This is a genomic window from Pseudomonas sp. zfem002 (assembly GCF_032621685.1).
Lineage (GTDB): Bacteria > Pseudomonadota > Gammaproteobacteria > Pseudomonadales > Pseudomonadaceae > Aquipseudomonas > Aquipseudomonas japonica.
Genome location: NZ_JAVYJH010000026.1, coordinates 1 through 23,813, shown reverse-complemented (window position 1 = coordinate 23,813; position 23,813 = coordinate 1). Strand labels below are relative to the sequence as shown.

At 65.3% G+C, this 23,813-nt stretch carries 24 protein-coding genes and 1 pseudogene; 8 read left to right on the top strand and 17 right to left on the bottom strand.

From position 1 onward, the window contains the following. Positions 1-13 precede the first annotated feature (13 nt). The 9 genes from RTI28_RS25045 to RTI28_RS25005 form a co-directional block, all read right to left on the bottom strand. Entirely contained in the window at positions 14-475 is a 462-nt protein-coding gene (locus tag RTI28_RS25045) for a thioesterase family protein (RefSeq protein ID WP_316922965.1), read from the bottom strand. Positions 476-485: 10 nt separating this feature from the next. Beyond that, positions 486-1,436, bottom strand: coding sequence for a PDR/VanB family oxidoreductase (locus RTI28_RS25040; RefSeq protein ID WP_316922964.1), 951 nt, complete (start codon positions 1,434-1,436; stop codon positions 486-488). Positions 1,437-1,583: 147 nt separating this feature from the next. Continuing rightward, a complete protein-coding gene (locus RTI28_RS25035) occupies positions 1,584-2,519 on the bottom strand; it encodes a 3-hydroxyacyl-CoA dehydrogenase NAD-binding domain-containing protein (protein ID WP_316922963.1) in 936 nt (311 codons plus the stop codon). Then, positions 2,519-3,268, bottom strand: coding sequence for an SDR family oxidoreductase (locus RTI28_RS25030; protein WP_316922962.1), 750 nt, complete (start codon positions 3,266-3,268; stop codon positions 2,519-2,521). Before RTI28_RS25030 ends, RTI28_RS25035 begins: the two co-directional genes overlap by 1 nt. 5 nt (positions 3,269-3,273) lie before the next feature. Then, entirely contained in the window at positions 3,274-4,695 is a 1,422-nt protein-coding gene (locus RTI28_RS25025; RefSeq protein WP_316922961.1) for an aminobutyraldehyde dehydrogenase, read from the bottom strand. Between the two features lie 17 nt (positions 4,696-4,712). After that, positions 4,713-5,642, bottom strand: coding sequence for a 3-keto-5-aminohexanoate cleavage protein (locus tag RTI28_RS25020; protein WP_316922960.1), 930 nt, complete (start codon positions 5,640-5,642; stop codon positions 4,713-4,715). An 8-nt stretch (positions 5,643-5,650) separates the two neighbouring features. Continuing rightward, the gene (locus RTI28_RS25015) at positions 5,651-6,406 is read right to left on the bottom strand and encodes an SDR family oxidoreductase (protein WP_316922959.1); all 756 of its coding nucleotides are present in this window, start codon (positions 6,404-6,406) and stop codon (positions 5,651-5,653) included. Further along, a complete protein-coding gene (locus RTI28_RS25010) occupies positions 6,403-7,545 on the bottom strand; it encodes a ring-hydroxylating oxygenase subunit alpha (RefSeq protein WP_316922958.1) in 1,143 nt (380 codons plus the stop codon). The genes RTI28_RS25015 and RTI28_RS25010 overlap by 4 nt, the downstream gene beginning before the upstream one ends. 276 nt (positions 7,546-7,821) lie before the next feature. Beyond that, positions 7,822-8,841, bottom strand: coding sequence for a GlxA family transcriptional regulator (locus RTI28_RS25005; RefSeq protein WP_316922957.1), 1,020 nt, complete (start codon positions 8,839-8,841; stop codon positions 7,822-7,824). A gap of 157 nt (positions 8,842-8,998) precedes the next feature. Here RTI28_RS25005 and yghU point away from each other — a divergent pair, with 157 nt between their 5' ends. Beyond that, a complete protein-coding gene (gene yghU / locus RTI28_RS25000; protein ID WP_316922956.1) occupies positions 8,999-9,838 on the top strand; it encodes a glutathione-dependent disulfide-bond oxidoreductase in 840 nt (279 codons plus the stop codon). Positions 9,839-9,979: 141 nt separating this feature from the next. Here the strand turns inward: yghU and hpaC are convergent, their stop codons facing one another. From hpaC to hpaA, 3 genes are all read right to left on the bottom strand, one after another. Beyond that, positions 9,980-10,483, bottom strand: coding sequence for a 4-hydroxyphenylacetate 3-monooxygenase, reductase component (gene hpaC / locus RTI28_RS24995; protein ID WP_316922955.1), 504 nt, complete (start codon positions 10,481-10,483; stop codon positions 9,980-9,982). A gap of 13 nt (positions 10,484-10,496) precedes the next feature. Further along, on the bottom strand, positions 10,497-12,062 hold the full coding sequence (gene hpaB / locus RTI28_RS24990; RefSeq protein WP_316922954.1) for a 4-hydroxyphenylacetate 3-monooxygenase, oxygenase component: 1,566 nt from the start codon (positions 12,060-12,062) through the stop codon (positions 10,497-10,499). A gap of 84 nt (positions 12,063-12,146) precedes the next feature. Continuing rightward, a complete protein-coding gene (hpaA, locus tag RTI28_RS24985; protein ID WP_316922953.1) occupies positions 12,147-13,061 on the bottom strand; it encodes a 4-hydroxyphenylacetate catabolism regulatory protein HpaA in 915 nt (304 codons plus the stop codon). A 312-nt stretch (positions 13,062-13,373) separates the two neighbouring features. Here hpaA and RTI28_RS24980 point away from each other — a divergent pair, with 312 nt between their 5' ends. Next, positions 13,374-14,618: a hypothetical protein gene (locus RTI28_RS24980; RefSeq protein ID WP_316922952.1), complete on the top strand. Its 1,245-nt coding sequence runs from the start codon at positions 13,374-13,376 to the stop codon at positions 14,616-14,618. A gap of 60 nt (positions 14,619-14,678) precedes the next feature. On the opposite strand, the gene RTI28_RS24975 is transcribed toward RTI28_RS24980, so the two are convergent. Beyond that, positions 14,679-14,915, bottom strand: coding sequence for a hypothetical protein (locus RTI28_RS24975; protein ID WP_316922951.1), 237 nt, complete (start codon positions 14,913-14,915; stop codon positions 14,679-14,681). 442 nt (positions 14,916-15,357) lie between these two features. On the opposite strand from RTI28_RS24975, the gene RTI28_RS24970 reads away from it, so the two are divergent. Both RTI28_RS24970 and RTI28_RS24965 read left to right on the top strand, forming a co-directional pair. Next, positions 15,358-16,641 (top strand): hypothetical protein, encoded by a 1,284-nt coding sequence (locus tag RTI28_RS24970; protein WP_316922950.1) that lies wholly within the window; start codon positions 15,358-15,360, stop codon positions 16,639-16,641. A gap of 24 nt (positions 16,642-16,665) precedes the next feature. After that, positions 16,666-17,910 carry a hypothetical protein gene (locus tag RTI28_RS24965; RefSeq protein ID WP_316922949.1) on the top strand — a complete coding sequence of 415 codons (1,245 nt, stop codon included), beginning with the start codon at positions 16,666-16,668 and terminating at the stop codon, positions 17,908-17,910. 60 nt (positions 17,911-17,970) lie between these two features. On the opposite strand, the gene RTI28_RS24960 is transcribed toward RTI28_RS24965, so the two are convergent. Next, positions 17,971-18,207 (bottom strand): hypothetical protein, encoded by a 237-nt coding sequence (locus tag RTI28_RS24960; RefSeq protein WP_316922948.1) that lies wholly within the window; start codon positions 18,205-18,207, stop codon positions 17,971-17,973. A gap of 470 nt (positions 18,208-18,677) precedes the next feature. On the opposite strand from RTI28_RS24960, the gene RTI28_RS24955 reads away from it, so the two are divergent. Together RTI28_RS24955 and RTI28_RS24950 are read left to right on the top strand one after the other, a co-directional pair. Beyond that, positions 18,678-18,908, top strand: coding sequence for a DUF4160 domain-containing protein (locus tag RTI28_RS24955; protein WP_316923048.1), 231 nt, complete (start codon positions 18,678-18,680; stop codon positions 18,906-18,908). After that, positions 18,896-19,348 carry a DUF2442 domain-containing protein gene (locus RTI28_RS24950; protein WP_316922947.1) on the top strand — a complete coding sequence of 151 codons (453 nt, stop codon included), beginning with the start codon at positions 18,896-18,898 and terminating at the stop codon, positions 19,346-19,348. Before RTI28_RS24955 ends, RTI28_RS24950 begins: the two co-directional genes overlap by 13 nt. Positions 19,349-19,441: 93 nt before the next feature. On the opposite strand, the gene RTI28_RS24945 is transcribed toward RTI28_RS24950, so the two are convergent. The 3 genes and pseudogenes from RTI28_RS24945 to RTI28_RS24935 all read right to left on the bottom strand — a co-directional run. Next, positions 19,442-20,599, bottom strand: coding sequence for an MFS transporter (locus RTI28_RS24945; protein ID WP_316922946.1), 1,158 nt, complete (start codon positions 20,597-20,599; stop codon positions 19,442-19,444). Between the two features lie 110 nt (positions 20,600-20,709). Then, positions 20,710-21,336 (bottom strand): 2-amino-4-hydroxy-6-hydroxymethyldihydropteridine diphosphokinase, encoded by a 627-nt coding sequence (folK, locus tag RTI28_RS24940; protein WP_316922945.1) that lies wholly within the window; start codon positions 21,334-21,336, stop codon positions 20,710-20,712. A gap of 49 nt (positions 21,337-21,385) precedes the next feature. Next, a pseudogene (locus tag RTI28_RS24935) lies at positions 21,386-21,547 on the bottom strand (permease DsdX); the annotation flags it as partial. 185 nt (positions 21,548-21,732) lie between these two features. On the opposite strand from RTI28_RS24935, the gene RTI28_RS24930 reads away from it, so the two are divergent. Both RTI28_RS24930 and RTI28_RS24925 read left to right on the top strand, forming a co-directional pair. Further along, positions 21,733-23,298 carry an alkaline phosphatase D family protein gene (locus tag RTI28_RS24930; protein WP_316922944.1) on the top strand — a complete coding sequence of 522 codons (1,566 nt, stop codon included), beginning with the start codon at positions 21,733-21,735 and terminating at the stop codon, positions 23,296-23,298. Between the two features lie 133 nt (positions 23,299-23,431). Continuing rightward, positions 23,432-23,629, top strand: coding sequence for a hypothetical protein (locus RTI28_RS24925; RefSeq protein WP_316922943.1), 198 nt, complete (start codon positions 23,432-23,434; stop codon positions 23,627-23,629). Positions 23,630-23,813 lie beyond the last annotated feature (184 nt).

Genomic DNA, 23,813 nt, shown 5'->3' with positions numbered 1-23,813 from the left:
TGTGGTTGTCGTGCTAGCGGCGGATGGCAATCACCCGCCCGCAGTAACCGGGGTGGTTCGCCCCGGAATGCCGTGGCACCAGCGCCTCCAGGCGTTGCTCGACGCTGGCGGCAAAACCGCAGGCCTTGCTGGTGTGGAAATTGATGTTCATCAGCATCTGCTCGCTGACCGCCAGCAACTGGCCGCTGGCCCCGTGGTGCAGGTTGTGCACGATGTGCAGGCGCTTGCGATCGCGGTCGATGAACTGCGTGCGCACGTCCAGCGGGTCGCCCAGGGTGGCCTGGGCCAGGTAGTTGATGTGCGCTTCGAGGGTGAACAGGGTGTGCCCGGTGGCTCCGCGACCGACCTCGTCGAGGCCGATGCGCGCCATCAGGGCGTCGGTGGCGTAGCTGAAGATCAGGAAATAGAAGGCGTCGCGCAGGTGCTCGTTGTAGTCGATCCACTCGGGACGCACGACGGTACGGTAGGTCTGCATCGGGGGCTCCTTACAGGTCGAGTTCCAGCGTCTCGCTGAGGGCGCGGGAGACGCAGACGATGATGGTGTCGTTGCGCGCCTGCTCGGCGGCGCTGAGCACGCTGTCGCGGTGCTCGGGGATGCCGGCCAGCACGCGGGTCTCGCAGGACGCGCAGGTGCCTTCGCGGCACGAATGCTCGACCCTGATCCCGTTGCGTTCGAGGACTTCGAGAATGCTCTGGTCCGCCGGCACCTCCAGGCACCTGTCGCTTTTCGCCAGGCGCAGGGTGAACGGCCGGTTGGTGCCCGCCTCGACGGCCTTGGGCGTGAACCACTCGAAATGCACTTGGTCCGCGGGAAAGCGGCTGGCCGCCGCTTCCACGGCGAGCATCAGCGGGGTCGGGCCGCAGGTGTAGAGATGGCTGTCGGCGGGGAGGGCGGCGATGGCCCCGGCGATATCGAAGAAGCCGCCGGCTTCCTCGTCGGCATGCAGCAGCACCTTGTTGCCATAGGCGGCCAGCGCCTCGCGAAACGCCGCGCGCTCGCGGCTGCGCACCAGGTAGAACAGGCGCCATGGCTTCTGGTTGGCCTCGCACCAGTGGATCATCGCCAGGATCGGCGTGATGCCGATGCCGCCGGCGAAGAACACGTAGTGCGCGGCCTCGCTGTGCAGCGGGAAGTTGTTGCGCGGTACGCTCACGGTGAGTTCGTCGCCGACCTGCAACTGCTGGTGGATATAGCGCGAGCCGCCGCGGCTGTCCGGCGCCAGGCCGACGCCGACCTGGTAGCGCTCGCGTTCGCGGGCGTCATTGCACAGCGAGTACTGGCGCACCAGGCCGTCGGGCAGGTGCAGTTCGATATGGGCGCCGGCGGTAAAGGCAGGCAACGGCGCGCCGGCGGGATCGCGCAGTTCCACCACCAGGGCATCGCGGGCGGCGGGCAGGATGCGTGCGACACGCAGAATCAGACGATCCACGGACATGATGACCTCGACTTCGAAAAAGGGGCGTCCTGCCCAAAAGGCGCCGCGTCCGCGGCGCGTCCTCAGGAGCATGGGTACCTACACCAGTGGACTGCTCCCACAAGAGTTCCGGCAGTGAACCCGAAGTTGTGTAGATACCTGTTCTCATCAGCGCCGGCGCAGGTCGTTGCTGGCCTTGAGCATGGCGGTGATCAGGGCGTCGCGGGCTTCCGACAGCTCGGCCTGTGAAGCACTCGCCGACTCGGCCAGCACACCTTCGACCAGGCGCGCACTGGTTTCGGCATCCAGGCGCGGATTGCCGAGGTCGTCCCACCAGCGATGGAAGCTCTCGGTGTACTTCTCGCAGAACGACTGCAGCCCGCCGGGCCCACCGCCGAGGTGGAACAGCTGGGTCGGGCCCATCGCCGCCCAGCGCAGACCGGGCCCGGCCCAGACCGCCTTGTCGACGTCCTCGACACTGGCCGCGCCGATGCTCACCAGATGAATCGCCTCGCGCCACAGCGCCGCCTGCAAGCGGTTGGCGACATGCCCCGGGACCTCGCGATGAACCTGGATGGTGACCTTGCCGACCAGCTCATAGAAGCGCTCGGTCCGTGCGATCACGCCGTCGGCGGTGCTCGTGTTGCCCATCACCTCCACCAGCGGAATCAGGTGCGGCGGATTGAACGGATGGCCGAGGACCAGGCGCGACGGGTCCTTCCAGCCGGCCTGCATCTCGCCCAGCGGCAGGCCAGAGGCGGAGGAGGCGACGATAGCGCCGGTTTTCAGTGCCGGCTCGATCTCGGCGTACAGCGCGTGCTTGATGGCGATGCGCTCGGGCACGCTTTCCTGGATGAAATCGGCGTTGCGTACCGCCTCGGCGGCGCTGTGGTGGAAGCTCAGCTCACCCGGCGCGCCGGGTTTGACCAGGCCCAGTTCGACCAGGGTCGGCCAGGCGTTGTCGACATAGGCACGTACATCGCTTTCCATCGTCGGCGCCGGGTCGTACACCGCGACATTGCGCCCCGAGGCGAGAAACAGGGCGGTCCAGCTGGCACCGATCACACCGGCGCCGATCACCGCGACATTGGCAAATTCATTCATCAGAAAAACCTCGGTTGCAGGGGGGAAGCGGCGGTCAGGCCGCCATCGATGACGTAGCACTGGCCGGTGACGAACGCGGCCTGTGGCGAAGCGAGCCAGCACACCAGGCCGGCGACATCCTGCGGCGTGCCGAAGCGGCCGGCGGGGTGGCGGGCGAGGGCATCGGCCTGGGCCCGGGCGGGGTCCCTGGCCACGGCGAAACCGTCCGCGGCCATGGCGGTCATGATCCAGCCGGGACACACCGCGTTGCAGCGCACGGCGGGGCCGTGATCCACCGCGAGGGAGCGGGTCAGGCCGTGGACGAAGGCCTTGGAGGCGTTGTACAGGGCCATGCCGGGGTCGGCGTTGAGCCCGGAAATCGAGCCGATATTGACGATGCTGCCGCCGTGTTCGGCCATGCCCGGCAATACCGCGCGGCACAGGTTGAAGGTGCCGCGGGCATTGATGCCCATGACCTGGTCCCAGTCCTGGTCGCTGGTCTCGGGCAGGGTCTTCTCGATCTGGACGCCGGCGTTGTTGACCAGCACGCTCGGTTCGCCGAAGCGCTCCCGGGTGCGCTGCACGACCCGTTCGGCATCGCCGGTGCGGGCCACGTCAGCCTGCACCCAGAGCACTTCGCCGGGCAGGTCGGCGGGGCGCTCGCCGCGCCCGCAGGTCGCCACCCGGGCGCCTTCGCCGAGGAAGCGCTCGACAATGGCCCGGCCGATCCCGCGGCTGCCGCCGCTGACAATCACGATTGCTTGATTCATGGCGATCATCCGTGGGCGAACATGACGTGGCGGACGCTGGTGTAGGCATCCAGGGCGAACACCGACATATCGCAGCCATGGCCCGAGCCCTTCATCGCCGCCCAGGGCATTTCCGGGGTGGCCACGCCATGGGTGTTGACCCAGGTGAAGCCGTAGCGCAGGCGGCTGGTGACGTCCATGGCACGGCCGCTGTCGCGGGTCCATACCGACGAGGCCAGGCCGTAGCGGCCAGCGTTGGCGATGGCCACCGGATCCTCGCCGGCGGCGAAGCGCGATACCGTGATCACCGGCCCGAAGATTTCCTGGGTGGCGATCTCGGCGTCATGGGCGACATCGGCGATCACCGTGGGCCGGTAGAAAAAGCCCGGGCGGTTCTCCCGCTCGCCACCGGCCACCACCCGGGCGCTGCCGTGAGCCCGCTCGACGAAGGCAGCGACCCGCTGGCAGTGGGCTTCGCTGATCAGCGGGCCCATCTGCGTGCCGTCTTCGTGCTGCGCGCCGGTGCGGATCGAGCCCACCGCACTGGCCAGGGCCGTGACCACCCGTTCGTAGACGCTGTCTTCCACCAGCAGCCGGCAGGGCTGGGCGCAGTCCTGCCCGGCATTGAAGAACGCGGTGCCGCGCAGGGTGGCGACCAGCGTGTCGATATCGGCATCGGCGTAGACGATCACCGGTGCCTTGCCACCCAGTTCCAGATGAACCTGGCGCAACTGTTGAGCCGCCGCGCGCATCGCTGCCGCGCCAGTCGCTGGCGAGCCGGTGATGCTGATGCCCTCCACCCCAGCAGCATTGACGAGATGATCACCGAGGGTCGCTCCTGTGCCATGGATGATGTTGACCAGGCCCCGGGGCACCACGTCCTGCAGCAGTTCGCCGAGGCGCAGGGTCGACAGCGGGGTCAGTTCCGAAGGTTTGAGGATCACGCTGCAGCCGGCCGCCAGCGGCGCGGCGAGCTTCCACGCGGCCATCATCAGCGGGTAGTTCCAAGGCGCGATGGCGGCGATCGGGCCCAGCGGGTCGCGACGGATCAGGCTGGTATGCCCGGCCACGTACTCGCCGGCGGCCACCCCGGACAGGGTCCGTGCCGCGCCGGCGAAGAAGCGGAAGGTGTCCACGGTCAGCGGCATCTCGTCGTTCAGCGGCGACGGCCACGGCTTGCCGGCATTGCGGCTTTCCAGGGCCGCCAGCTCTTCGGCGTTGGCCTCCACCACGGCGGCGATCTGCAGCAGCAGCGCCGAGCGCTCGGCCGGAGTGCTGCGGCTGTAGCTGGCGAAGGCCCGCTCCGCTGCGGCGACTGCGGCATCCACCTGTTGCGTGCTGGCTTCGTTGACCATGGCGATGCATTCGCCCAGGGCCGGGTCGAATACCGGCAAGGCTTGCCCGGCGCCGGCGATGAGTTCGCCGTCGATCAGCATTCGTGTGTGCATGGTTGTTCTCCCGAAAGTCAGAACTCGACCTGGTCGCCGCCCTTGAGGCCCAGGCGCTGGCGCGCCTCGGCGGGCGTCGCGACCTTCAGGCCCAGGCTCTCGACGATGCCGCGGACCTTGCGCACCTGCTCGGCGTTGCTCCTGGCCAGTTCGCCGGGGCCGCTGTACAGGCTGTCCTCCAGGCCGACCCGCAGGTTGCCGCCGAGCAGCGCGGCCTGGGTGGCGAAGGCCATCTGGTTCTTGCCGGCGGCCAGCACCGACCATTCGTAGGCGTTGCCGAACAGCTTCTGCGCGATGGTGTGCATGTGCATCAGGTTGTCGAGGTCGGCGCCGACCCCGCCGAGCACGCCGAAGACCATCTGCACGAAGAACGGCGGCTTGATCCAGCCCTGGTCGATGACCCAGGCCAGGTTGTACAGGTGGCCGAGGTCGTAGCACTCGAACTCGAAGCGGGTGCCGTGGCCGTCGCCCAGTTCCTTGAGGATGTATTCGATGTCGGTGAAGGTGTTGCGGAAAATGAAGTCGCGGGTGCTGTCGAGGAACGCCGGCTCCCAGTCGTGCTTCCAGCTGCTGTGCTTGGCCTTCATCGGGAAGATGCCGAAGTTCATCGAACCGACGTTCAGCGAGGCCATTTCCGGGCTCAGGCTGATGGCGGCGCGCAGGCGTTCCTCGCGGCTCATGCCCAGGCCGCCGCCGGTGGAGACGTTGAGCACGGCGTCGCTGCGGCCCTTGATCTGCCCCATGAAATCGCGGAACAGCTCGGGGCGCGGGTCCGGCTTGCCGGTCTCGGGATGGCGCGCATGCAGGTGGATGATCGAGGCGCCGGCGTCGGCGGCCTCGATGGACGAAGCGGCGATCTCGTCCGGGGTGATCGGCAGGTATGGCGACATGGTCGGGGTGTGCACGCCACCGGTGGTGGCGCAGGTGATGATCACGGATTTCGGCATGATGGTTCTCACAGTTTCATTTGCTGGACTTGGGCGGTCAGGCCGCCGTCGAGGACCCACAGCTGGCCCGAGGCATAGCGCGCCTCGTCGCCGGCCAGCCAGTTGACCAGGTTGGCGACGTCGTCCGGGGTGCCGTAGCGCCGGGTCGGATGGACGTCGCGCACCGCCGCTTCGAGGCTGTCGATATCGCCGTGGTCGCGGAAGAAGCTGCGCAGCATCGGCGTGTCGATGTAGCCGGGGCAGATCGCGTTGACGCGGATGCCTTGCGGGCCGTGGTCGCAGGCCATGGCCCGGGTCAGGGCGTGCACGGCGCCCTTGGTCGCGCAGTAGGCGGCGAGGCCCGGGTCGGCGATGAAGCCGTCGTAGGAACCGAAGTTGACGATGCTCGCGCCGCTGCCCTCGCGCAGCAGCGGCAGGGCATGTTTCGAGACCAGGAAGGTGCCGGTGACATTGACCGCGAAGATGCGGTTCCAGTCGGCCAGGCTGGTTTCCTCGATGGTCTTCTCGATCTCGATGCCGGCGGCGTTGACCAGCACATCGAGCTTGCCGACCGCTTCACGGACCTGGTCCATGGCGGCGCGCACGCTGTCCTCGCAGGCCACGTCCAGTTGCAGGAAACGGCTGCCGGGGGCCGCCGCACCTTCGCGCAGATCGGCGGCGAACACCGTCGCGCCTTCGCGGACGAAGCGCGCGCAGATCGCCTGACCGATGCCGCCGACGCCGCCGGTGACCAGCGCCACCTTGCCGTGCAATGACCCGCTCATGCCTGCAGCCCCTTGCGGTAGGCATCGAGGACCAGGCCGTGGAAGTGGTGCAGGGCGTGTTCGGACTTGCCCGAGCCGTTCGGGTCGGTGACGATCCGCCCCTGCTCGAAGGCCGGGGTGCGCATGCCGCGCTGGACGTTCTCGACCAGGGAGATGTCCTCCACCTGCAGCACCTCGTCGAGGTAGCGGATGGCCTCGCGCTCCATCTCGTCGGGCTCGGGGGTCTCCAGGTAGAAGTCGTAGGTTTCGTAGGTCAGGTCGGGGCCGGCGGGGATGATGTGCAGGACGATCATCGAGCTGCGCCCGGGGTAGCGCATCAGGCAGGTGTTGGGCCACAGCCACCACACCGCGTGGGTGCGCACCTTGGCCCTGGAGGTGTCGTAGGCGCTGTTCTGGCCGTGACCGGCCTCGGCCATGTGGCTGGAGTAGATGCCGTGGGTCTGCACCTTGTAGGTGTCCATGTCGACCAGGGTGCAGAAGTCCTTGTGCGCGGTGGGGCAGTGGTAGCACTCGAGGAAGTTGTCGACCACGTTCTTCCAGTTGGATTTGATCGCGTAGGTCAGGCGGTGGCCGAAGGTCAGGTTGGCCACGTCCGGGGCCCAGTGCAGGACTTCCTGCTGCAGCTCGCCGGACTGTTCGGCGAGCGGGCGGGCGTCGGGGTCGAGGTTGACGAAGATGAAGCCGCAGAACTCCTCGACCTGCACCGGGCTCAGGTGGATGTCGCTCTTGTTGAAGTCCTTCAGCCCGCCGACATGGGGTGCGCCGGTGAGGGCACCGTCGAGGCCGTAGCACCAGGAGTGGTAGGGGCAGATGATCCGCTTGACCGTGCCTTCACCGGCCAGCAGCGGGTGGGCGCGGTGCTTGCAGACGTTGTAGAAGGCCTTGAGCTGGCCGTTCTGGTCGCGCAGCACGGCCACCGGGTTGCCGGCGATCTCGGCGGTGATGTAGCTGCCGGGCTCGCGGACCTTCTCCACATGGCAGACCCACTGCCACGACTGGCTGATGATGCGTTGCTGGTCGAGCTGGAACCACTGCGGGTCGACATAGGCTTCCTTGCGCAGCGACTGGGATACCAGCGGGTCGGGATGGTAGCCCCGGGCGATGGCGTCGAACTGGGTTTTGGCGATGACTTCAGACATATCAGCGGTCGTCCCGTACAAGAATTGTTGATGTTGGAGTTCTTGTCTTCGGGGCTGATAGTGGGCGCGCGGCGGGGCGGGAAATGTGCAGGAATGGCCGTGGTTTGTCGGTTTTTCGCCGGGGTCGTTTTTGGGTATGTGGGGTGGATTTTGCGACCTGTGTCGCTCTTGCGGGCCTCATCGCGGGCAACGCCCGCTCCCACGGGGATCACTGTCGGTCGTCGCGCAACCTGTGGGAGCGGGCGTTGCCCGCTCCTACAGGGTTTTGTGTCGGCTTCAGGTTTGCGGGGTCACCTGATGCATCGGCCAGGCCCGGTACTCGAACGGTATCCGCCCTTCCTGCCGGTCCTTCCTCGGCGTCAAACCAAAGCGCTCCCGGTAGATCCGGCTGAAATGCGACTGATTGAAGAACCCCGACGCCACCGCGATCTCCATCAAGGACATGTCCGTCTGCGTCACCAGGCAGCGCGCCCGGTCCAGGCGGATATCGCGGTAATACAGCGCCGGACTCTTGCCGACGATCTGGTTGAACAGGCGATCCAGCTGGCGCTGCGAGATGCCGATGCGCGCGCAGATCGCCGGAATCGCCACGGCCTCCTCCAGGTTCTCCTCCATGAGGCGGATCGCCTGGCGCACCAGGTCCGGCACGGTGTTGCCCAGCGGCTGCGGCGCCTGCGGATTCTGCTGGCTGCCCAGCGGACGCAGGCGTTCATGGAACAGGTAGCGTGCGGTCTCGTTGGCCAGCACGTCCCCATGCAGCGAACGGATGATGTGCAGCGCGCAATCGGTGGCCGCCGCGCCGCCGCAGCAGGTGATGCGCTTGCCCTCCATGACCAGCATGTCCTCGCAGATCTCCACCTGCGGGTACAGCTCCTTGAGCGAGTCGATATGTTCGTAGTGCGCGGTGGCGCGCCGGCCATCCAGCAGCCCGGCCTCGGCCAGCAGGTAGGTGCCGGTGTCCAGCGCGGCGAGGATCGCCCCGTCCCGCGCCCAGCCACGCAGGGCCGCGCTGAGGGCCGGGCTGTGCAGGGTCTCGGGGTTCCAGCTGGACGACAGCATGACCAGGTCCGGCGTCGGTTGCTGCACCTCGCTCAGCGCCACGCTGGCGATGCTCATGGCATTGCTGGCCTCGACCATGCCGCCGTGCATCGAGGTCAGCTCCCAGTGGAAATGGGTATGCCCGCTGAGGTAGTTGGCAGCGCGAAAGGGGTCGATGAACGCCGTGGTCGCCGCCAGGTTGAACCAGGGGAAGACCACGATCAGCAGGGTGAAGGGTTTGGCGGACTCGGCTGGCATGGCGGATGACCCGGTAACGAGGAGAAAAGGCACAACCGTGGAATTACCACGAATCGCCTGGCGCTGGCGAGGTGGGAAAAGTGAACGTCGGCTTGCCCGACGCTGCCGAATGGCTGATAAAGACGGCTGTTTTGCCTACATCGAAGAGGGCTTGTGTATGTCGGATCAACCCTACACTCCACCCAGGGTCTGGACCTGGGACAAGGCCAGCGGCGGCCAGTTCGCCAATATCAACCGGCCCATCGCCGGCCCCACCCACGAGCGCGAACTGCCCCAGGGTCGCCACCCGCTGCAGTTGTACTCGCTGGCCACACCCAACGGCGCCAAGGTCGGCATCCTGCTCGAAGAGCTGCTGGCCGCCGGCTTCAAGGACGCCGAATACGACGCCTGGCTGATCCGCATCGGCGAGGGCGAGCAGTTCGGTAGCGGCTTCGTCGAGCTCAACCCCAACTCGAAGATCCCGGCGCTGCTCGACACCCGGGTCAAACCGGCCGTGCGCCTGTTCGAGTCCGGTTCGATCCTGTTGTACCTGGCCGACTCCTTTGGCGCCTTCATTCCCAAGGACCCGGCCAAGCGCGCCGAATGCCTGAACTGGCTGTTCTGGCAGATGAGCGGGGCGGGTTTCGTCGGGGGTGGTTTCGGGCACTTCTTCGCCTATGCGCCGGAGAAGTTCGAATACCCGATCAACCGCTACACCATGGAGGTCAAGCGCCTGCTCGACGTGCTCGATCGTCAGCTGGCGGAACACCGCTATGTGGCGGGGGACGAATACAGCATCGCCGATATCGCCTGCTGGCCGTGGTTCGGCGAGATGCTGCGCAACAAGGTCTATGGTGCTGCCGAGTTCCTCGATGCACAGCGCTACACCCATGTGCTGCGCTGGGCCGACGAGATTGCCGAGCGCCCGGCGGTGAAGCGTGGGCAGCGGGTCAACAAGACCTGGGGGGATGAGGCGGAGCAGTTGCCGGAGCGGCATTCGGCGAGTGATTTCGACTGAAGCGAACGCGGACCCCGTAGTGACTGGCTTGCCTGGGGAGGACCTGTAGGAGCGAGGCTTGCCCGCGAAGGACCGCGCAGCGGTCCCTGATGGCGGTGAAGTCTGGGACCGCTGCGCGGTCCTTCGCAGGCTAGCCAGCTCCTACAAGGCCGCGCTCGGCCGCGTTAGCGGATGAAAGGCACGGCTGAAGTACACCAGCCCGTCACCGCTGTCGCGCACCTGGATATCCTCCAGCTCCACCAGCAACACCGAGTGGGTACCCACCTCCTGCACCTGGGTCACCCGACCTTCGAGGTTGGCCAGGGCATCGCTCAGCCTCGGCTGGGCGGCCTCCTGCAACTGCCAGTCATGCAGGCCGAAGCGCTGCTCCATGGTCACCTGGGTGATCCCGGCGAAATGCCGCGCCACCTCTTCGTGCTCGCTGGCCAGCACATTCACGCAGAGCCGGCCGTTGGCCTTGATCACCGCGTTCAGCGCGCTGTTGCGGTTGACGCAGACCAGCAGGGTCGGCGGCGTGTCGGTCACCGAGCACACCGCGGTGGCGGTGATGCCGCAGCGCCCGGCCGGGCCGTAGCTGGTGATCACGCTGACCGCGGCGGACAGGTGCGCCATGGCTTCGCGAAACGCCTGTTGCTGAGTGTTCATCGCGGATCTCCGGTTACTGACGGATGCCGTCGAGGGCGTTGATATCGGTCGGGTTGTGCAGGTGCGGCACGCTCCAGCCTTGCTCGTCGTAGTCGGCCAGGCACTGCTCGACCAGGCCCTGCATGCCGGCCATGGCGCCGCTGGCGCGGGCGTAGGCGAGGGTCTGCAGGCGGATGTCGTCCTGGTTGCCGGCGTAGTTGATCTCGTACAGCTCGTGGCGGCCGCCGAACTCGCTGCCGATGGCGTCCCACAGCAGCTTGAGGATCTTCACCCGCTGGCGGTGGTCCATGCCGCCGGAGCCGCGGCAGTAGGTGGCGAGGTACTTGTCCAGTTCCGGATTGGCGAAATCGCGCACGCCGCTGGGCAGGTAGATCAGGCCGCTGGCCACGGTCTGCTCGATGATCTTCTTGATCGCCGGATAGGCGGTCGGCGCCATCACCCGGTAGACCTGCTGCGCCTGGTTGCTCGGCAGCAGCGCCGGGATGCTCCAGGTGTCCTGGCGCTCCGGCGCGCCGCACATGGCGTCGGTCAGCGACCAGAACAGATTGCGCCAGGCGATCACCTCGCCGACCTGCGCCGAGACGCCGCGAAACTCCAGCGAGCCGGTGCACTCCAGGGCCTTGGTCAGCAGGCCCGAGATGAAGTCGAGCTTGACCGCCAGCCGCGTGCAGCCCTGCATCGGGTACAGCCGGCCAAAGCCGCCGGCGCTGGCGAAACGGCGGCAACGCTCGTAGTCGCGGTAGACCAGCACGTTCTCCCAGGGCACGAAGACGTCGTCGAGGATCAGGATCGCGTCGTTCTCGTCGAAGCGGCTCGACAGCGGGTAGTCGAACGGCGAGCCGGTCAGGCCGGCCTGCAGCTCGTAGGACGGGCGGCAGATCAGCTTGAGGCCGGGGCTGTTCATCGGCGCGAGGAACATCAGGGCGAAGTCCGGATCGTCGCCCATGACCTGGGCCGAGCCGAAGCCGATGAAGTTGTAGTGGGTCAGGGCCGAGTTGGTCGCCACCACCTTGGCGCCCTTGACGATGATCCCGCCTTCCACCTCGCGGACCACGCGGATGAACACGTCCTTGACCTCGTCGCCGGGTTTGTCGCGGTCGATGGGTGGGTTGACGATGGCGTGGTTGAGGTACAGGCAGGATTCCTGGATGCGCTTGTACCAGGCGCGGGCGTTGTCCGCGTATTCGCCGTAGAACTCCGGGTTGGCGCCGAGCACCGCGCCGAACGCCGCCTTGTAGTCCGGGGTGCGCCCCATCCAGCCGTAGGACAGGCGCGCCCAGGCGGCGATGGCGTCGCGCTGCTCGCGCAGTTGCTCGGCGCTCTCGGCGATGCGGAAGAACTTGTGGGTGTAGCCGCCGTTGCCGGTATCGGTCGGCCAGCACAGTTGCTCGTGGTGTTCGGGGTCGTGCAGGGCGTCGTAGAGCCGGGCGATGGAGGCCGCCGAGTTGCGGAACGCCGGGTGGGTGGTGACGTCCTTGACGCGGTCGCCGTAGATGTAGATTTCGCGATCGTCACGCAGGCTTTCAAGGTACTCGGCGCCGGTGAACGGGCGCAGGGTTTCGGGCTGGGCGGTGGGCATGCTGGTCTCCGCTGATTGTAGTTATCGGAAGCCTTGGGGGCTGGGCAGCATGATGAAGTGACGGGGTTCTGGGCTGAATGACGCTTAGGTTGGAAAACTTGTAGTTTTCGTAAGGTTCTCGGCGCGGTAGTCGCGCGGGCTGACACCCACCTGCTGAGTAAAGAACCGCGAAAAATACCCCGGATCCTTGAACCCCAGCTCGTAGCAGATCTCGTTGATCGACATCCCGCTGTGCAGCAGCAGGCGCCGCGCCTCCTGCGCCTGGCGTTCCCAGACCACGCGCTTGGCCGACATCTGCGCGATGCGCCGGCAGACCAGGTTGAGGCGGGCGGTGGTCAGGCCCAGCAGCTCGGCGTAGTTCGGCATCGGCCAGTGCTCGTGGAAATGCTGTTCCACCAGCAGGTTGAAGCGGTGGAACAGTAGCAGGTCGGGGCGGTTGACCTGCCAGTCGGGCTGGGCGTTGCCGGCCAGGCGCAGGAGGGTGACCAGGATCAGCCGCACCAGCGCCTGCAGGTTCAGCTCGCGGCCCGGCAGGTCGGCGCGGAATTCCCGTTGCAGCAGGTGGAACAACTGGTCGATCTGTGCGGCCTCGGCGGCCAGTTCGGCGGGCAGGTCGGCGAGGCTGACGCACAGGGGGATTTCCAGGCGCGGGTCGGGGGCGCGCTTGCCGTCGCTGAACATCTGCCAGACCCAGGGCTGGCGCAGGGTGATCACGTGGCCTTCGCATTCGGCGTCGGTGACGAAGGCGTGGGGGATACCCGGCGGGGTGAAGAACAGCATCGGACCTTGCAGGCGGTAGGGAGTGTCGTCGAGGTAGACGTGGACCTGGCCCTTGACCATGTAGTGGATCTGGAAGAAGCGGTCGTGCCGATGCACCGCGACATTGCGCCCGAACACCGCGGACAGGCGACCGTGGGCGTCGTAGTGCAGGTCGGCGTCGGCATAGCGCTGGTCGTAGTCGCGGCCGAGGTCGAGGATGGGGATCGGGGTGCTGGTCATGGCGTTGTTGTTGGTGGCGAAGGCGAGGTGTTTCTAGCCGAGGGAGATTGCTGGTGTCAAACCGGGGTGCGGTTTCCCGGCCAGCTCCCAGGGTCTTGCGCCGGGCCCGAGCCCTGCGGCTGGTAGGCGACCCGGTGGGAGACTGGCCGGTCAGATCACACCGAGGTGCCGGTTACGGACGCCTTCAACAGCGCCGGTGTGATCTGCATCGGACCTACCTGGCATTTCTGTCAGGCTGACAGGCGACGACACCTCCCGTTCAATGGCTTCAGCGTTTCGACGGGAAACGCGCCTGCCCACAGGGAGAAATCCATGAAAATCCTGCCAGCCTGCGCGACCGTGCTGTGTGCGTTGCACGCCCAACTGACATGGTCTGACCTGCTCAACGAGCCCGCACCGAAGGACGCGGTGCTGGCGCCGCTGCTGTCCGCGCATGACGTTACCTCGGCGCGTTTCTTTTCCGTAGGCCAGATCGGACGCACCATCGGCATAGGCTGGTCGTGCACGGCAACGCTGGTGGCCGGCGGTGACAACCCTGATCCAGACAAACCGGCGCTGCTGGTGACGGCCGGCCACTGTGCCGCAGGAATGACCGGTGATAACGAAGTGGTCAGCGATCGCCCCACGGACGAGGGCTGGTATTTCACGCCATCCTATTTTCATGACAACAAGGATCAACATATTCGGATCCCTATCAGCCGGATTGTCTATTCGACGATGAAGTCGGCCGACATCGGCGTCCTGCAGTTGGGCGAAACCTATGGCCAGTTGCTCGAAAAAGGCTTCAAACCCATGCGTCTGCGAGCCCTGGAGGGTGCCACCCCGGATATCGATATTGCCCATGTTCCGAGGGGGCTGTTCCGCGATCATTACCTGCGGTACTCCGAGTGCCCGAGCCGGCAACCGGCGGCCTTGTTCGAAACGGCGCGTGAGGCCGCGTTGCAAAAGGACCTGCCCTGGTTCTGGCCGGGCGCCCACCCCAACACCTGCATTGGCATCTATGGCGGATCGTCCGGTGCCCCCATCTTCGCCAGGGGCGAGTGGACGATCATCGGTGTGGTTTCCACCAGTCTGCAGGAGGAGGGGTGCGGTACCGGCAAGCCCTGTGAAATCGAAGCCGGGCAGCCAGTTGGCAAGCTGGGCACGTCCTACTTCGCCTCGATCGAGCCTTTGGTCGAGGGGTTCAAGGCGGATGGCTCGTTCGACCCTTCCAGCCTCGACCCGGGCACTGGCATCGTTATCCACCGCCAAGGCAATGATGACATTCCACCGACGGGCCCGAAGGACGAGGGCGAGCGCCGGCCGGTGCGCTGGGGCATGTTGATCGATGAGTCGTTCGAGAGCATCCGCTACAAGATCGGGCCGGCCGACGAGACGCCGTGCGAGCAGCCCAAGGGGTATGGCGCTGCCGAACCGGTGTTGCAGCAAGCCCTGATGGACCGTGCTACCCCGATGGCGTCGGGCGTCTACGTGCTCTGCGCGGTGGGCAAGCGGCCTGGCAGCGAGACGTGGCAGCCGTGGTCGCAGGCGACGGTCAAGTTGCTGCGGGTCGAGTAGGGGGAGACTTTCGGGCCTTGTCGCTGGCAAGCGGAACGCCGCTTGCCAGCGACAGACCGGTCAGATCACTACTGATGTGCCGGTCGCGGACGCCTTCAGCAGCGCCCGGGTGATCTGCATCTGCAGGATGGAATCGTGGATCAGCCAGCGTTGTTTGGTGGGGAGGTCCTCGGTTGCCTCGTTGGCGTGGTCGATGGCTTTTTCGAGGTGCTGGCCGGCGAGTCGGATGGCTTCTTCGAGGCAGAGGCCGTCGCGGATGGTCATGACTGGGGGTGGGTCGGGGACGTGCTTTTTCATGGGTGCAATCCTATGAGTGAAGGGATTACCACCAATCCTGCTGTCAAACAGAAGGGTGGCAACTGTACGTGGGTTGACAGACCGAGTCATAGGTACCTCGGCGCGCACGAGTGCGCCCGCACGCACAGCTGCCATAGCAGCCGGCGCCTATGAATACGGCCTGTCAAAGCCGGTCGTCGATGTGCAACGACCGGCGAAGACTAGGCAGCATTTCAATGGAGCGCAACGGCTGATAAGGCCGGGGAGTATGCTTGGGAAATTGCCTACATGAAAGTCGGAGATGGGTGAAGTTTCGTACCCATTTGCGACGGTTTTCGAAAGGCAATGGACAGTGGCGTGAAGGTCCTACCTGGCACTTCTGTCAGGCTGACAGGCGACGATACCTCCCGTTCAATGGCTTCAGCGTTTCGACGGGAAACGCATCCGTCTATGGGAACGAGCCATGAAACTCCTGCCAACCGCTGCCGCGCTCTGGGTGCTGTACACACCACTGACCTGGTCCGATCCACTCAACGAACCCGCGCCGGCGAACGTGGAGCTGGCGCCCCTGTTGTCTGCGTATGACGTGACTTCAGAACGGTTTTTTTCCGTCGGGCAGATGCGCCGCTCCATGGGCGTTGGCTGGAACTGCACGGCCACGCTGGTCGCCGGCAGCGATAGCCCGGATCCGGACAAGCCTGCTCTGATTCTCACCGCGGGTCATTGCGCTGCCGGGCTGACGGGCGACAACGAGGTGGTCGTGAACCGCCCCTCGGACGAGGGCTGGTATTTCAGCCCTTCCTACTTCCACGACAACGTGGATCAGCAGGTGCGTATCCCCATCGTCTCGATTCTCTACTCGACCATGAAGTCGACCGACCTGGGCGTGATGCAACTGGGCGAAACCTACGGCCAGATGCGCGAACGGGGCTTCAAGCCGCTACGCATGCGCAGCCTGGCTGGTAGCAACCCTGATCTCGATATCGCGCATATCCCGATCGGCATGTTTCCCCCGCCGACCTGGTACCTGCGCTATTCCGAATGCGCGAGCCGTCAACCGGTTGCGATGTATGAAACCGTCTACACGGTCGTGCCGCGCAAGGATGTGCCCTGGTTTTTCCCCAGCGCCCATGCCAATCGCTGCATCGGCCTCTACGGCGGATCGTCCGGGGCACCGATCTTCGCCCGGGGTGAGTGGAACATCGTCGGTGTGCATTCCACGGGTTTGCGCCAGGAGGGCTGTGGCTCGGGTAAACCCTGCGAGATCGAAGGCGGGCAACTGGTCGGCAAGCTGGGAACCTCCTACTTCTCCTCGCTCGATCGGCTGGTCGAAGCGTTCAAGCCCGACGGATCGTTCGATCCTGCCAGCCTCGATCCGGGTACCGGCATCGTCATCCACCGCCAGGGCAGTGGTGACATGCTACCGGACGGTCCGGGGACGGACCCGGATCGCCCGCCGCGGCCGGTGCGCTGGGGCATGCTGATCGACGAGGCGTTCGAGAGCATCCGCTACAAGATCGGTCCGGCCGACGAGAACCACTGCGAGCAGCCCAAGGGCTACGGCGCCGTCGAGTCGGTGTTGAAGCAGCCTTTGCTGGATCTTGCCGCTCCGCCGGAGCCGGGCATCTACACCCTGTGCGCGGTGGGCAAGCGTCCTGGCAGTACGCAATGGCAGCCGTGGTCGCAGGCGACGATCAAGGTGTTGAGGATTCCGGAGCGGGTCTGGCCGGAAAGTCCTGTGAACTGAGGCGCTGCTACCTGGAGGTAAACCATGAAATGCCTGTCCGCCCTGGGGCTTTTCCTGTGTGCGCTGCATGCGCCATCGAGCTGGTCCGACCCTCTCAACGCCCCCGCCCCGAAGGACGCGGTGCTGGCTCCGCTGCTTTCGGCGCATGACGTGACCTCGGAGCGCTTCTTTGCCGTCGGGCAATTGAAAAGCACCATCGGTATCGGCTGGTCCTGCACGGCAACGCTGGTTGCCGGCAGCGATACCCCGGACCCTCAGAAACCTGCGTTGATCCTCACCGCGGGCCACTGCGCCGCCGGGACGACGGGCGACAACGAGGTGGTCATGGATCGTCCGAGGGGGGAGGGCTGGTTCTTCACACCTTCGTACTTCCACGACAACAAGGATCAGCATGTGCGTATCCCCATCGTCAGGATCCTGTACTCGACGATGAAGTCGACCGACGTCGGCGTGCTGCAACTGGGTGAAACCTGGGGCGAGGTGCTCGCGAAGGGATTCAAGCCCATGCGGTTGCGGGCCATCGACGGCGCCATTCCCGATATCGATATCGCGCATATTCCGATCGGGCTGTTCCGCGACCATTACCTGCGCTATTCCGAATGTTCGAGCCGGCAACCGGTCGCGCTGTTCGAAACCCTGCGCGCGATCGAACCGCGCAAGGACATGCCCTGGTTCTGGCCGCGGGCCACTCCCAATCCGTGCATCGGTCTCTACGGCGGATCTTCCGGGTCGCCGATCTTCGCCAGGGGCGAGTGGGCAATCATCGGCGTGCACTCCACTGGTCTGCGCGAGGAGGGCTGTGGCTCCGGCAAACCCTGCGAGATCGAAGGCGGTCAGCCGGTGGGCAAGCTGGGAACCTCCTATTTCGCTTCGACCGAGCGTTTGCTCGAGGCGTTCAAGGCGGATGGGTCGTTCGATGCTTCCAGCCTGGATCCGGGCACCGGCATCGTCATTCATCGCCAGGGCAATGGCGACAGCGTGCCGATCGGCCCGGAGGTGGCGGGCGAGCGCCGGCCGGTGCGCTGGGGCATGTTGATCGACGAGGCGTTCGAGAGCATCCGCTACAAGATCGGTCCGGCCGACGAGACGCCGTGCGAGCAGCCCAAGGGCTATGGCGAGGCGGAGTCGGTGTTGAAGCAGCCGTTGATGGATCTCGCCACACCGATGGTGCCGGGCGTCTATGCGCTGTGCGCGGTGGGCAAGCGGCCGGGCAGCACGCAGTGGCAGCCGTGGTCGCAGGCGACGGTCAAGTTGCTGCGGGTCGAATAGGGGGAGACTTTCGGGCCTTGTCGCTGGCAAGCGGAACGCCGCTTGCCAGCGACAGACCGGTCAGATCACTACTGATGTGCCGGTCGCGGATGCCTTCAGCTGCGCCCGGGTGATCTGCATCTGCAGGATGGAATCGTGGATCAGCCAGCGTTGTTTGGTGGGGAGGTCCTCGGTTGCCTCGTTGGCGTGGTCGATGGCTTTTTCGAGGTGCTGGCCGGCGAGGCGGATGGCTTCTTCGGGGCAGAGACCTTCGCGGATGGTCATGACTGGGGGTGGGTCGGGGACGTGCTTTTTCATGGTGTGTCTCTATGGCCGTTGATGGGGATTTGCACCTGCCGCTGTCAAACGGAAGGGTGGCAACTGTGCGCGGGTTGACAGACCAGGGGCCATAGAGCCTGGCGCACCCGAAGGTGCCCACACGCACAGCTGCCATAACAGCCGCGCGTCTATAACCTTCAAGCCTGTCAAAGCCCGATCGTTGATTTGGCAACGACCGGCGAAGACTAGGCAGCATTTCCATAGAGCGCAACGGCTGACAGGGCTGGCGAGTATGCTTGGGAAATTGCCTACAAGAAAGTCGGAGATGGGTGAAGTTTCGTGGCTTTTTGCGACAGACGTTGGCTGGTGTTCTTTCGAACCTGATCGCTAGCATGCCCGCTGTCCACATCCGGCGCCGCTGCGCCGCGCATGCGCCAACAGGCCATTCAGGGTCTGTCGGGATAACAGCCACATTCTTGATGCATCGCCAAATTGGCGATATGGTTGCCATGTCTACCCACTACCGATTTCGCGAAAAGTACCGTATCGAGCTGCGAGAAAGAGACCACCTGCCGCCCCATGTCCATTTGACGGGTGGTGGGGTAGATGTGGTGATCAGCCTGGAATCGGTGAGCGTTACGCAGGGCAGGGCACCCGCCAGAGTGGTACGTGAGGCCCTCGCATGGGTTGCGGCCAATCAGGCCGATCTGTTGAAGGAGTGGATGAAATGGCATCGATGAAACGCCCCCGCCTGCGGGCAGTTCGGCCACGCTCGGGTGCACGCCTGGCGCTTACCTTTACCAATGGTCAGCAGTTCGATCTGGACATGAGCGATGCACTTGCCTCGTATCCAGGCCTGGCACCGCTTGCCCAGGACAAGGCATTCGCAGGCGCCACCCTCGGGGATGGGGGGTGGACTGTCGAATGGCCGGCGCTGGATATCCAGATCGGCGCAGACACCTTGTTGCTGGATGCCCTGGCCCAGGCGGCGCCGGATGAAAACACGCGGATCTTCATTCGCTGGCGTCTGAGGCATCGAATGACGCTCGATCAGGCTGCCGATGCACTGGGCGTGAGCGCACGCAGTATCAGCAGGTACAGCAGCGGCCGCGAAGCGGTGCCGCGCACATTGGCACTCGCTTGCCTGGGGTGGGAGGTGCTGGAGCATAAAGCCGCCTGACTCGCTCTCATGGAAAGACCATAACTAACTGATATTTCTCTAATTTTGTAGGAGCTGGCGTACCTGCGAAGGCCTGCAGGGCAGGCCCGGAAATCACCTGAACTTCCAGGCCAGCCAGCGCCCGCCGCTGACCACCCAGACCACCCCGGCAATCACCCAGATCCCCACCAGCATCCCCTGCACCCCGGCCTGTCCGATCAGCTTCCCGGCAATGAACGGAAAGCCGAATACGCCAATGAAATACGCCAGGCTGAACAGCAGCAACGCCTGCGCCGTCAGCCGCTGCGGCGCTTCATTGGCCGCCAGCCCGTTGATCACCGAGTAGTTCAGCCCGTACCCGACCCCGAGCAGTGCCGCCGTCAGCACATACCCGACACTGTCGTGCACCCAGTGACCAAAGCCGAGCACCGCCACCAGCATCAGGGTGGTCAGCACCCAGGAACTGGCGAACGGATTACGCTTCACCACCCACCCGGCGATCAGCAGCCGGCAACAGATCGCCGCGCCCATGAAGCCGATGAAGAACAGCGAATAATCCAGCCCCAGGCTTGCCGCATAGCTGGTCTGGAAGCTGCCCAGACCGCCGAAGATCGCACCGCCCAGGCCCACCAGCAGGATCGAGAAGGCCGAACGTGAGCCGAGTACGCGCAAGGTGGCGGCGAGACTGATGTGCACCTGCTCGCTCGGGCGCTGCTGATCCTGGCCGGCGCCAAGACGCCAGAAATAGGCCCCGCTGAACTCCGCCGCCAATGCCGCGCAGAAGAACGCCACTTGCACCGGCAGGCCCGTCAGCGCCGCCAGCTTGCCGAGCAACGGACCGCTGCCGATACCGCTCAGCATGCTCCCGGAGAGCAGGGCGAAGCAGTGGGTACGGCGCGCCGGTTCGACCATGGCCGCGACCATGATCGGGCCCAGGGTATAGAAGATGCCCCAGCCGATGCCCAGCAGTACCCCGCAGCCCAGCAGCGCCGTGCCCAGGCCTGGGACCGTGGCGAAGCCCAGCGAGGCCGCCACCAGGCACAGCGCCGCGACGGCGATGCTGCGGGCGGCGCCTATGCGCTGCATGAGATGTCCGGAGCCGAGCACCGCCAGCAGGGTGCTGAGCATGGCCACGGCGAACACCTGGCCGGCATCGCGCTCACTGCCGCCGAAGGAATGCACCAGCAGCGACAGGAGGAAGGTGGCGCCGTAGGCGATCGACAGCAGGAAGCAGGCGATGCAGAACAGGGTGAAGCGGGATGTCGCGGGCATTGATACCTTCCAGGTCAGGGGAAGGTGCCTTTCTAGCATGGGGTCGGACAGGGAAAGTCATGGGAATGCCGGAGTTGGGTGGGGCAGAAATGCATCTGACCCGCTACCTGTCATGCCCTGTCACTGTAGGAGCGTGGCTTGCCCGCGAAGGACCGCGCAGCGGTCCCAGACCTCGGCGCGATCGGGGACCGCTGCGCGGTCCTTCGCAGTGGTTCGTCACACGACAAGCCAGCTCCTACAGAGTGAGGTGGGCCAAACTGGAATCTGACGGGGGCCAATGCCGGGCCCGGCCTGAGCTGTTTCCACAACTCCACCATGCTCAAGCCGAACTCCGGATGCCGCAGTTGCGGCGCCAGCAACTGCAACGGATACAGCACGAACGCCCGCGTCAGGATCTCCCCCCGCGGCACCCGCACCCCGTCCACCAGCCCGGCGAAGTCGTCGAACAGCAGCAGGTCGATATCCAGTGCGATCAGGCTCTGCGCGCCACGTCGCCGACCGTGCAGTTCCTCGATCTCCTTGAGCCAGCCGATCAGCTCGCGCGCCGACAGGTCGGTGGTGGCCGACACCACCAGGTTGAAGAACGGCGGATGCTCGCCGTCCAGCGATTCGCTCTCGTACACCGGCGAGCAGCGCAGGTCGCGCAGGTGCTCGCCGAGCATGTTCAGGGCGATGTCGATATGGGCCTCGCGTTGGACATTGCTGCCCACGCCGAGAAAGATACGGTGGTCGGTCATGGCCGTCTGGCTCGCAAAATAGCGCCATCCCTGGCGCGGTTCCCGGGACTCAGCCCAGGGTGTAGTTCAGCAGCAGCGTCGCCAGCAGCGCGACGAGCGAGGCCACCACGGTACCGCCGGTGAATTTTTTCAGCGCTTCTGAAAGCGACACGTTCAGGTACTCCTTGACCACCCGGAACGCCGAATCGGTGACATGGGCCCAGCCGATGGCGATCACCGGGATCTCGGGCTTGAGGAGCGAGTCGGCGGCGAGCATCAGGCGATGATCAGTGCCAGGGATCTTTGGCCCGTGAAAATCGTTTTGTGTGGCAGGTTCTTGCGCGACAGCTAGCATCAAATTGTTACATCGCAACCACAGCCAATCGACTGCTACCCAACGATCAGGGAGGATCCGCCATGAGTCTGCGACTCGGCCCGCTAGTGCACTTTCAGGGAATCCATGCCGGGAAGTATCGCGTTTCGGCGCTGTTGGTCAGCGACCTGGGTGATCCGCAACCCGTGGCCAAGCTGACCAACTGCAAACTGATCGATGTCGAGAAGATCGCCGCCATTCCGTTCGGCAAACCGACGCGCAACGTCTGGCGAATCCAGGTCGCCGTCACCCAGAAGAAAAACACCGCGCTGCGCTGCGAAATCGATGTCGGCAACGGCCTGGCGAGTTTTCACGTGCCCGCCGCGGGCGAGTCGCCGAGCATCGCCTATGAGTCGTGCAACGGTTTTTCTGCCGAGAAGTACCGCAAGAAAGTCATCGACAGGGCCAACGAGCGCTGGTTCGACATGGGCCAGCGGCACGCCGTCAAGGACAAGGAATTCCACCTGCTGCTGATGGGCGGCGACCAGGTCTATACCGACTCGCTGACGGTACTGACCGGGCCGATGAAGGACTGGTCGGAGCTTTCGCACAAGGAGCAGGTGGGGGCGACCTGGAACAAGAAACTGGAAGAGCAGGTCGACCAGTTCCTCGCCGAACTCTACGTCTCGCGCTGGAGCCAGGACGGGGTGCGCCAGATGCTCCAGGCGATTCCCTACGTGGCGATGTGGGACGACCACGACATCACCGACGGCTGGGGTTCCTACCCGCAGGAGCTGCATGAGAGCGAGGTCTACAAGAACCTGTTCAGACTGGCTTCGGCCTACTACCGGCTGTTCCAGCAGCAGCTCAAGGTGGGCGAAACCCATCCGGCCGCGCTGCCTGTGGTTTCCGAGAAGCCCGCGCCGGTCCAGGGCTTCACCCTGGTCTATGCGGGCCTGGGCGAGTTGGCGATCCTGGTGCCGGACCTGCGCAGCGAGCGCCAACCCGACCTCAAGGGCAAGGACGGCAGCTTCACGCCGACCCGCATCGCTTCGGAGGCTACCTGGGACTCCATCTTCACCTGGCTCAAGGGCCTGTCCACGGCCAGACCCCGGCATCTGCTGGTGTGCTCCAGCCTGCCGGTGGCCTACCTCGACCTGAATGCCGCCGAAGTGGCGCTCAATGCGCTGCCGGGCACCTGGGAGCTGGAAGACGACCTGCGCGACCACTGGCGCAGCAAGCCGCATCGCGACGAGCGCCAGCGCCTGATCAAGCGCCTGCTGGATTTCTCCGCACTGGGTACGCGGGTCACCATCGTCTCGGGTGATGTGCATGTGGCCGCGGCGGCGGTGATCGAGTCGACGCTGCCGCAGCATGGCAATGGCTCGGGGGTGATCTTCCAGCTGGTCTCCACCGGCATCGTGCACACGCCGCCGCCGGCGGTGGCGGTGTACTTCATGGAGAAGTTCGGCGCCGGCCAGGAAACCATCGAATACGGCGTGAGCGCGAGGATGCTGCCGATCGGCTTCAAGGGTCATTACCTGGTGCCCGAGCGCAACTGGCTGAGCCTGGAGCCGGACAAGAAAGGCCGGATCTGGGCCAACTGGCATGTCGAGGGGCATGACCACCTGCTGACCCAGGTCATCGATCCGGTGATCCGCGGGGAGTGACGCGCGGCGCTGCTGAAGCTTTCGGGATTGTCATCTGCGCCTCACCTTGCTGTTAGCTGCCGCTCCTTAGACTGGCTGGCATCGAGGGTCGCAATTCCCTGTGACCCTGCAACAGGTGAGGTGTGTTATGCGAGTGCTCAAGGTCATTGTGCTTGCCGGTCTGTTCGCCAGCGGCGCCGGCGTTGCCCAGGCGGAAGATGGATTCGAGCGGGTCCAGCGCTTCCAGGCGCAGTTCCAGGCCGAGCAGCAGCGGCTGTGGGGGGATCGCGGCGATGAAGGCAAGGAGCAGGTGGTGAAGCAGGAGAAGGATGGCAAGAAAGCGGACAGTTGAGGATTGCGCGGTACCCCTAAGCCAGGCGAATGCCTGGCTTTTTTTGTTGGTGCGCCAGGCATGGCGCGTTGCGCGTTAGCGCAACCTGCTTGGCTGTGGTGGCCAAAGCAGGAGACTTGGAGGTGAAAGTCCTCTACACACCCGGCAAGGGGAAGTGTTAGCCGGAGGCAAGGGTATCGCGGGC

What these genes read in the sequence shown, in the direction of transcription:
- RTI28_RS25045 (WP_316922965.1), bottom strand. Translation starts at nt 475, where the DNA reads ATGCAGACCTACCGTACCGTCGTGCGTCCCGAGTGGATCGACTACAAC.
- RTI28_RS25040 (WP_316922964.1), bottom strand. Translation starts at nt 1,436, where the DNA reads ATGTCCGTGGATCGTCTGATTCTGCGTGTCGCACGCATCCTGCCCGCC.
- RTI28_RS25035 (WP_316922963.1), bottom strand. Translation starts at nt 2,519, where the DNA reads ATGAATGAATTTGCCAATGTCGCGGTGATCGGCGCCGGTGTGATCGGT.
- RTI28_RS25030 (WP_316922962.1), bottom strand. Translation starts at nt 3,268, where the DNA reads ATGAATCAAGCAATCGTGATTGTCAGCGGCGGCAGCCGCGGGATCGGC.
- RTI28_RS25025 (WP_316922961.1), bottom strand. Translation starts at nt 4,695, where the DNA reads ATGCACACACGAATGCTGATCGACGGCGAACTCATCGCCGGCGCCGGG.
- RTI28_RS25020 (WP_316922960.1), bottom strand. Translation starts at nt 5,642, where the DNA reads ATGCCGAAATCCGTGATCATCACCTGCGCCACCACCGGTGGCGTGCAC.
- RTI28_RS25015 (WP_316922959.1), bottom strand. Translation starts at nt 6,406, where the DNA reads ATGAGCGGGTCATTGCACGGCAAGGTGGCGCTGGTCACCGGCGGCGTC.
- RTI28_RS25010 (WP_316922958.1), bottom strand. Translation starts at nt 7,545, where the DNA reads ATGTCTGAAGTCATCGCCAAAACCCAGTTCGACGCCATCGCCCGGGGC.
- RTI28_RS25005 (WP_316922957.1), bottom strand. Translation starts at nt 8,841, where the DNA reads ATGCCAGCCGAGTCCGCCAAACCCTTCACCCTGCTGATCGTGGTCTTC.
- yghU (WP_316922956.1), top strand. Translation starts at nt 8,999, where the DNA reads ATGTCGGATCAACCCTACACTCCACCCAGGGTCTGGACCTGGGACAAG.
- hpaC (WP_316922955.1), bottom strand. Translation starts at nt 10,483, where the DNA reads ATGAACACTCAGCAACAGGCGTTTCGCGAAGCCATGGCGCACCTGTCC.
- hpaB (WP_316922954.1), bottom strand. Translation starts at nt 12,062, where the DNA reads ATGCCCACCGCCCAGCCCGAAACCCTGCGCCCGTTCACCGGCGCCGAG.
- hpaA (WP_316922953.1), bottom strand. Translation starts at nt 13,061, where the DNA reads ATGACCAGCACCCCGATCCCCATCCTCGACCTCGGCCGCGACTACGAC.
- RTI28_RS24980 (WP_316922952.1), top strand. Translation starts at nt 13,374, where the DNA reads ATGAAAATCCTGCCAGCCTGCGCGACCGTGCTGTGTGCGTTGCACGCC.
- RTI28_RS24975 (WP_316922951.1), bottom strand. Translation starts at nt 14,915, where the DNA reads ATGAAAAAGCACGTCCCCGACCCACCCCCAGTCATGACCATCCGCGAC.
- RTI28_RS24970 (WP_316922950.1), top strand. Translation starts at nt 15,358, where the DNA reads ATGAAACTCCTGCCAACCGCTGCCGCGCTCTGGGTGCTGTACACACCA.
- RTI28_RS24965 (WP_316922949.1), top strand. Translation starts at nt 16,666, where the DNA reads ATGAAATGCCTGTCCGCCCTGGGGCTTTTCCTGTGTGCGCTGCATGCG.
- RTI28_RS24960 (WP_316922948.1), bottom strand. Translation starts at nt 18,207, where the DNA reads ATGAAAAAGCACGTCCCCGACCCACCCCCAGTCATGACCATCCGCGAA.
- RTI28_RS24955 (WP_316923048.1), top strand. Translation starts at nt 18,678, where the DNA reads ATGTCTACCCACTACCGATTTCGCGAAAAGTACCGTATCGAGCTGCGA.
- RTI28_RS24950 (WP_316922947.1), top strand. Translation starts at nt 18,896, where the DNA reads ATGGCATCGATGAAACGCCCCCGCCTGCGGGCAGTTCGGCCACGCTCG.
- RTI28_RS24945 (WP_316922946.1), bottom strand. Translation starts at nt 20,599, where the DNA reads ATGCCCGCGACATCCCGCTTCACCCTGTTCTGCATCGCCTGCTTCCTG.
- folK (WP_316922945.1), bottom strand. Translation starts at nt 21,336, where the DNA reads ATGACCGACCACCGTATCTTTCTCGGCGTGGGCAGCAATGTCCAACGC.
- RTI28_RS24930 (WP_316922944.1), top strand. Translation starts at nt 21,733, where the DNA reads ATGAGTCTGCGACTCGGCCCGCTAGTGCACTTTCAGGGAATCCATGCC.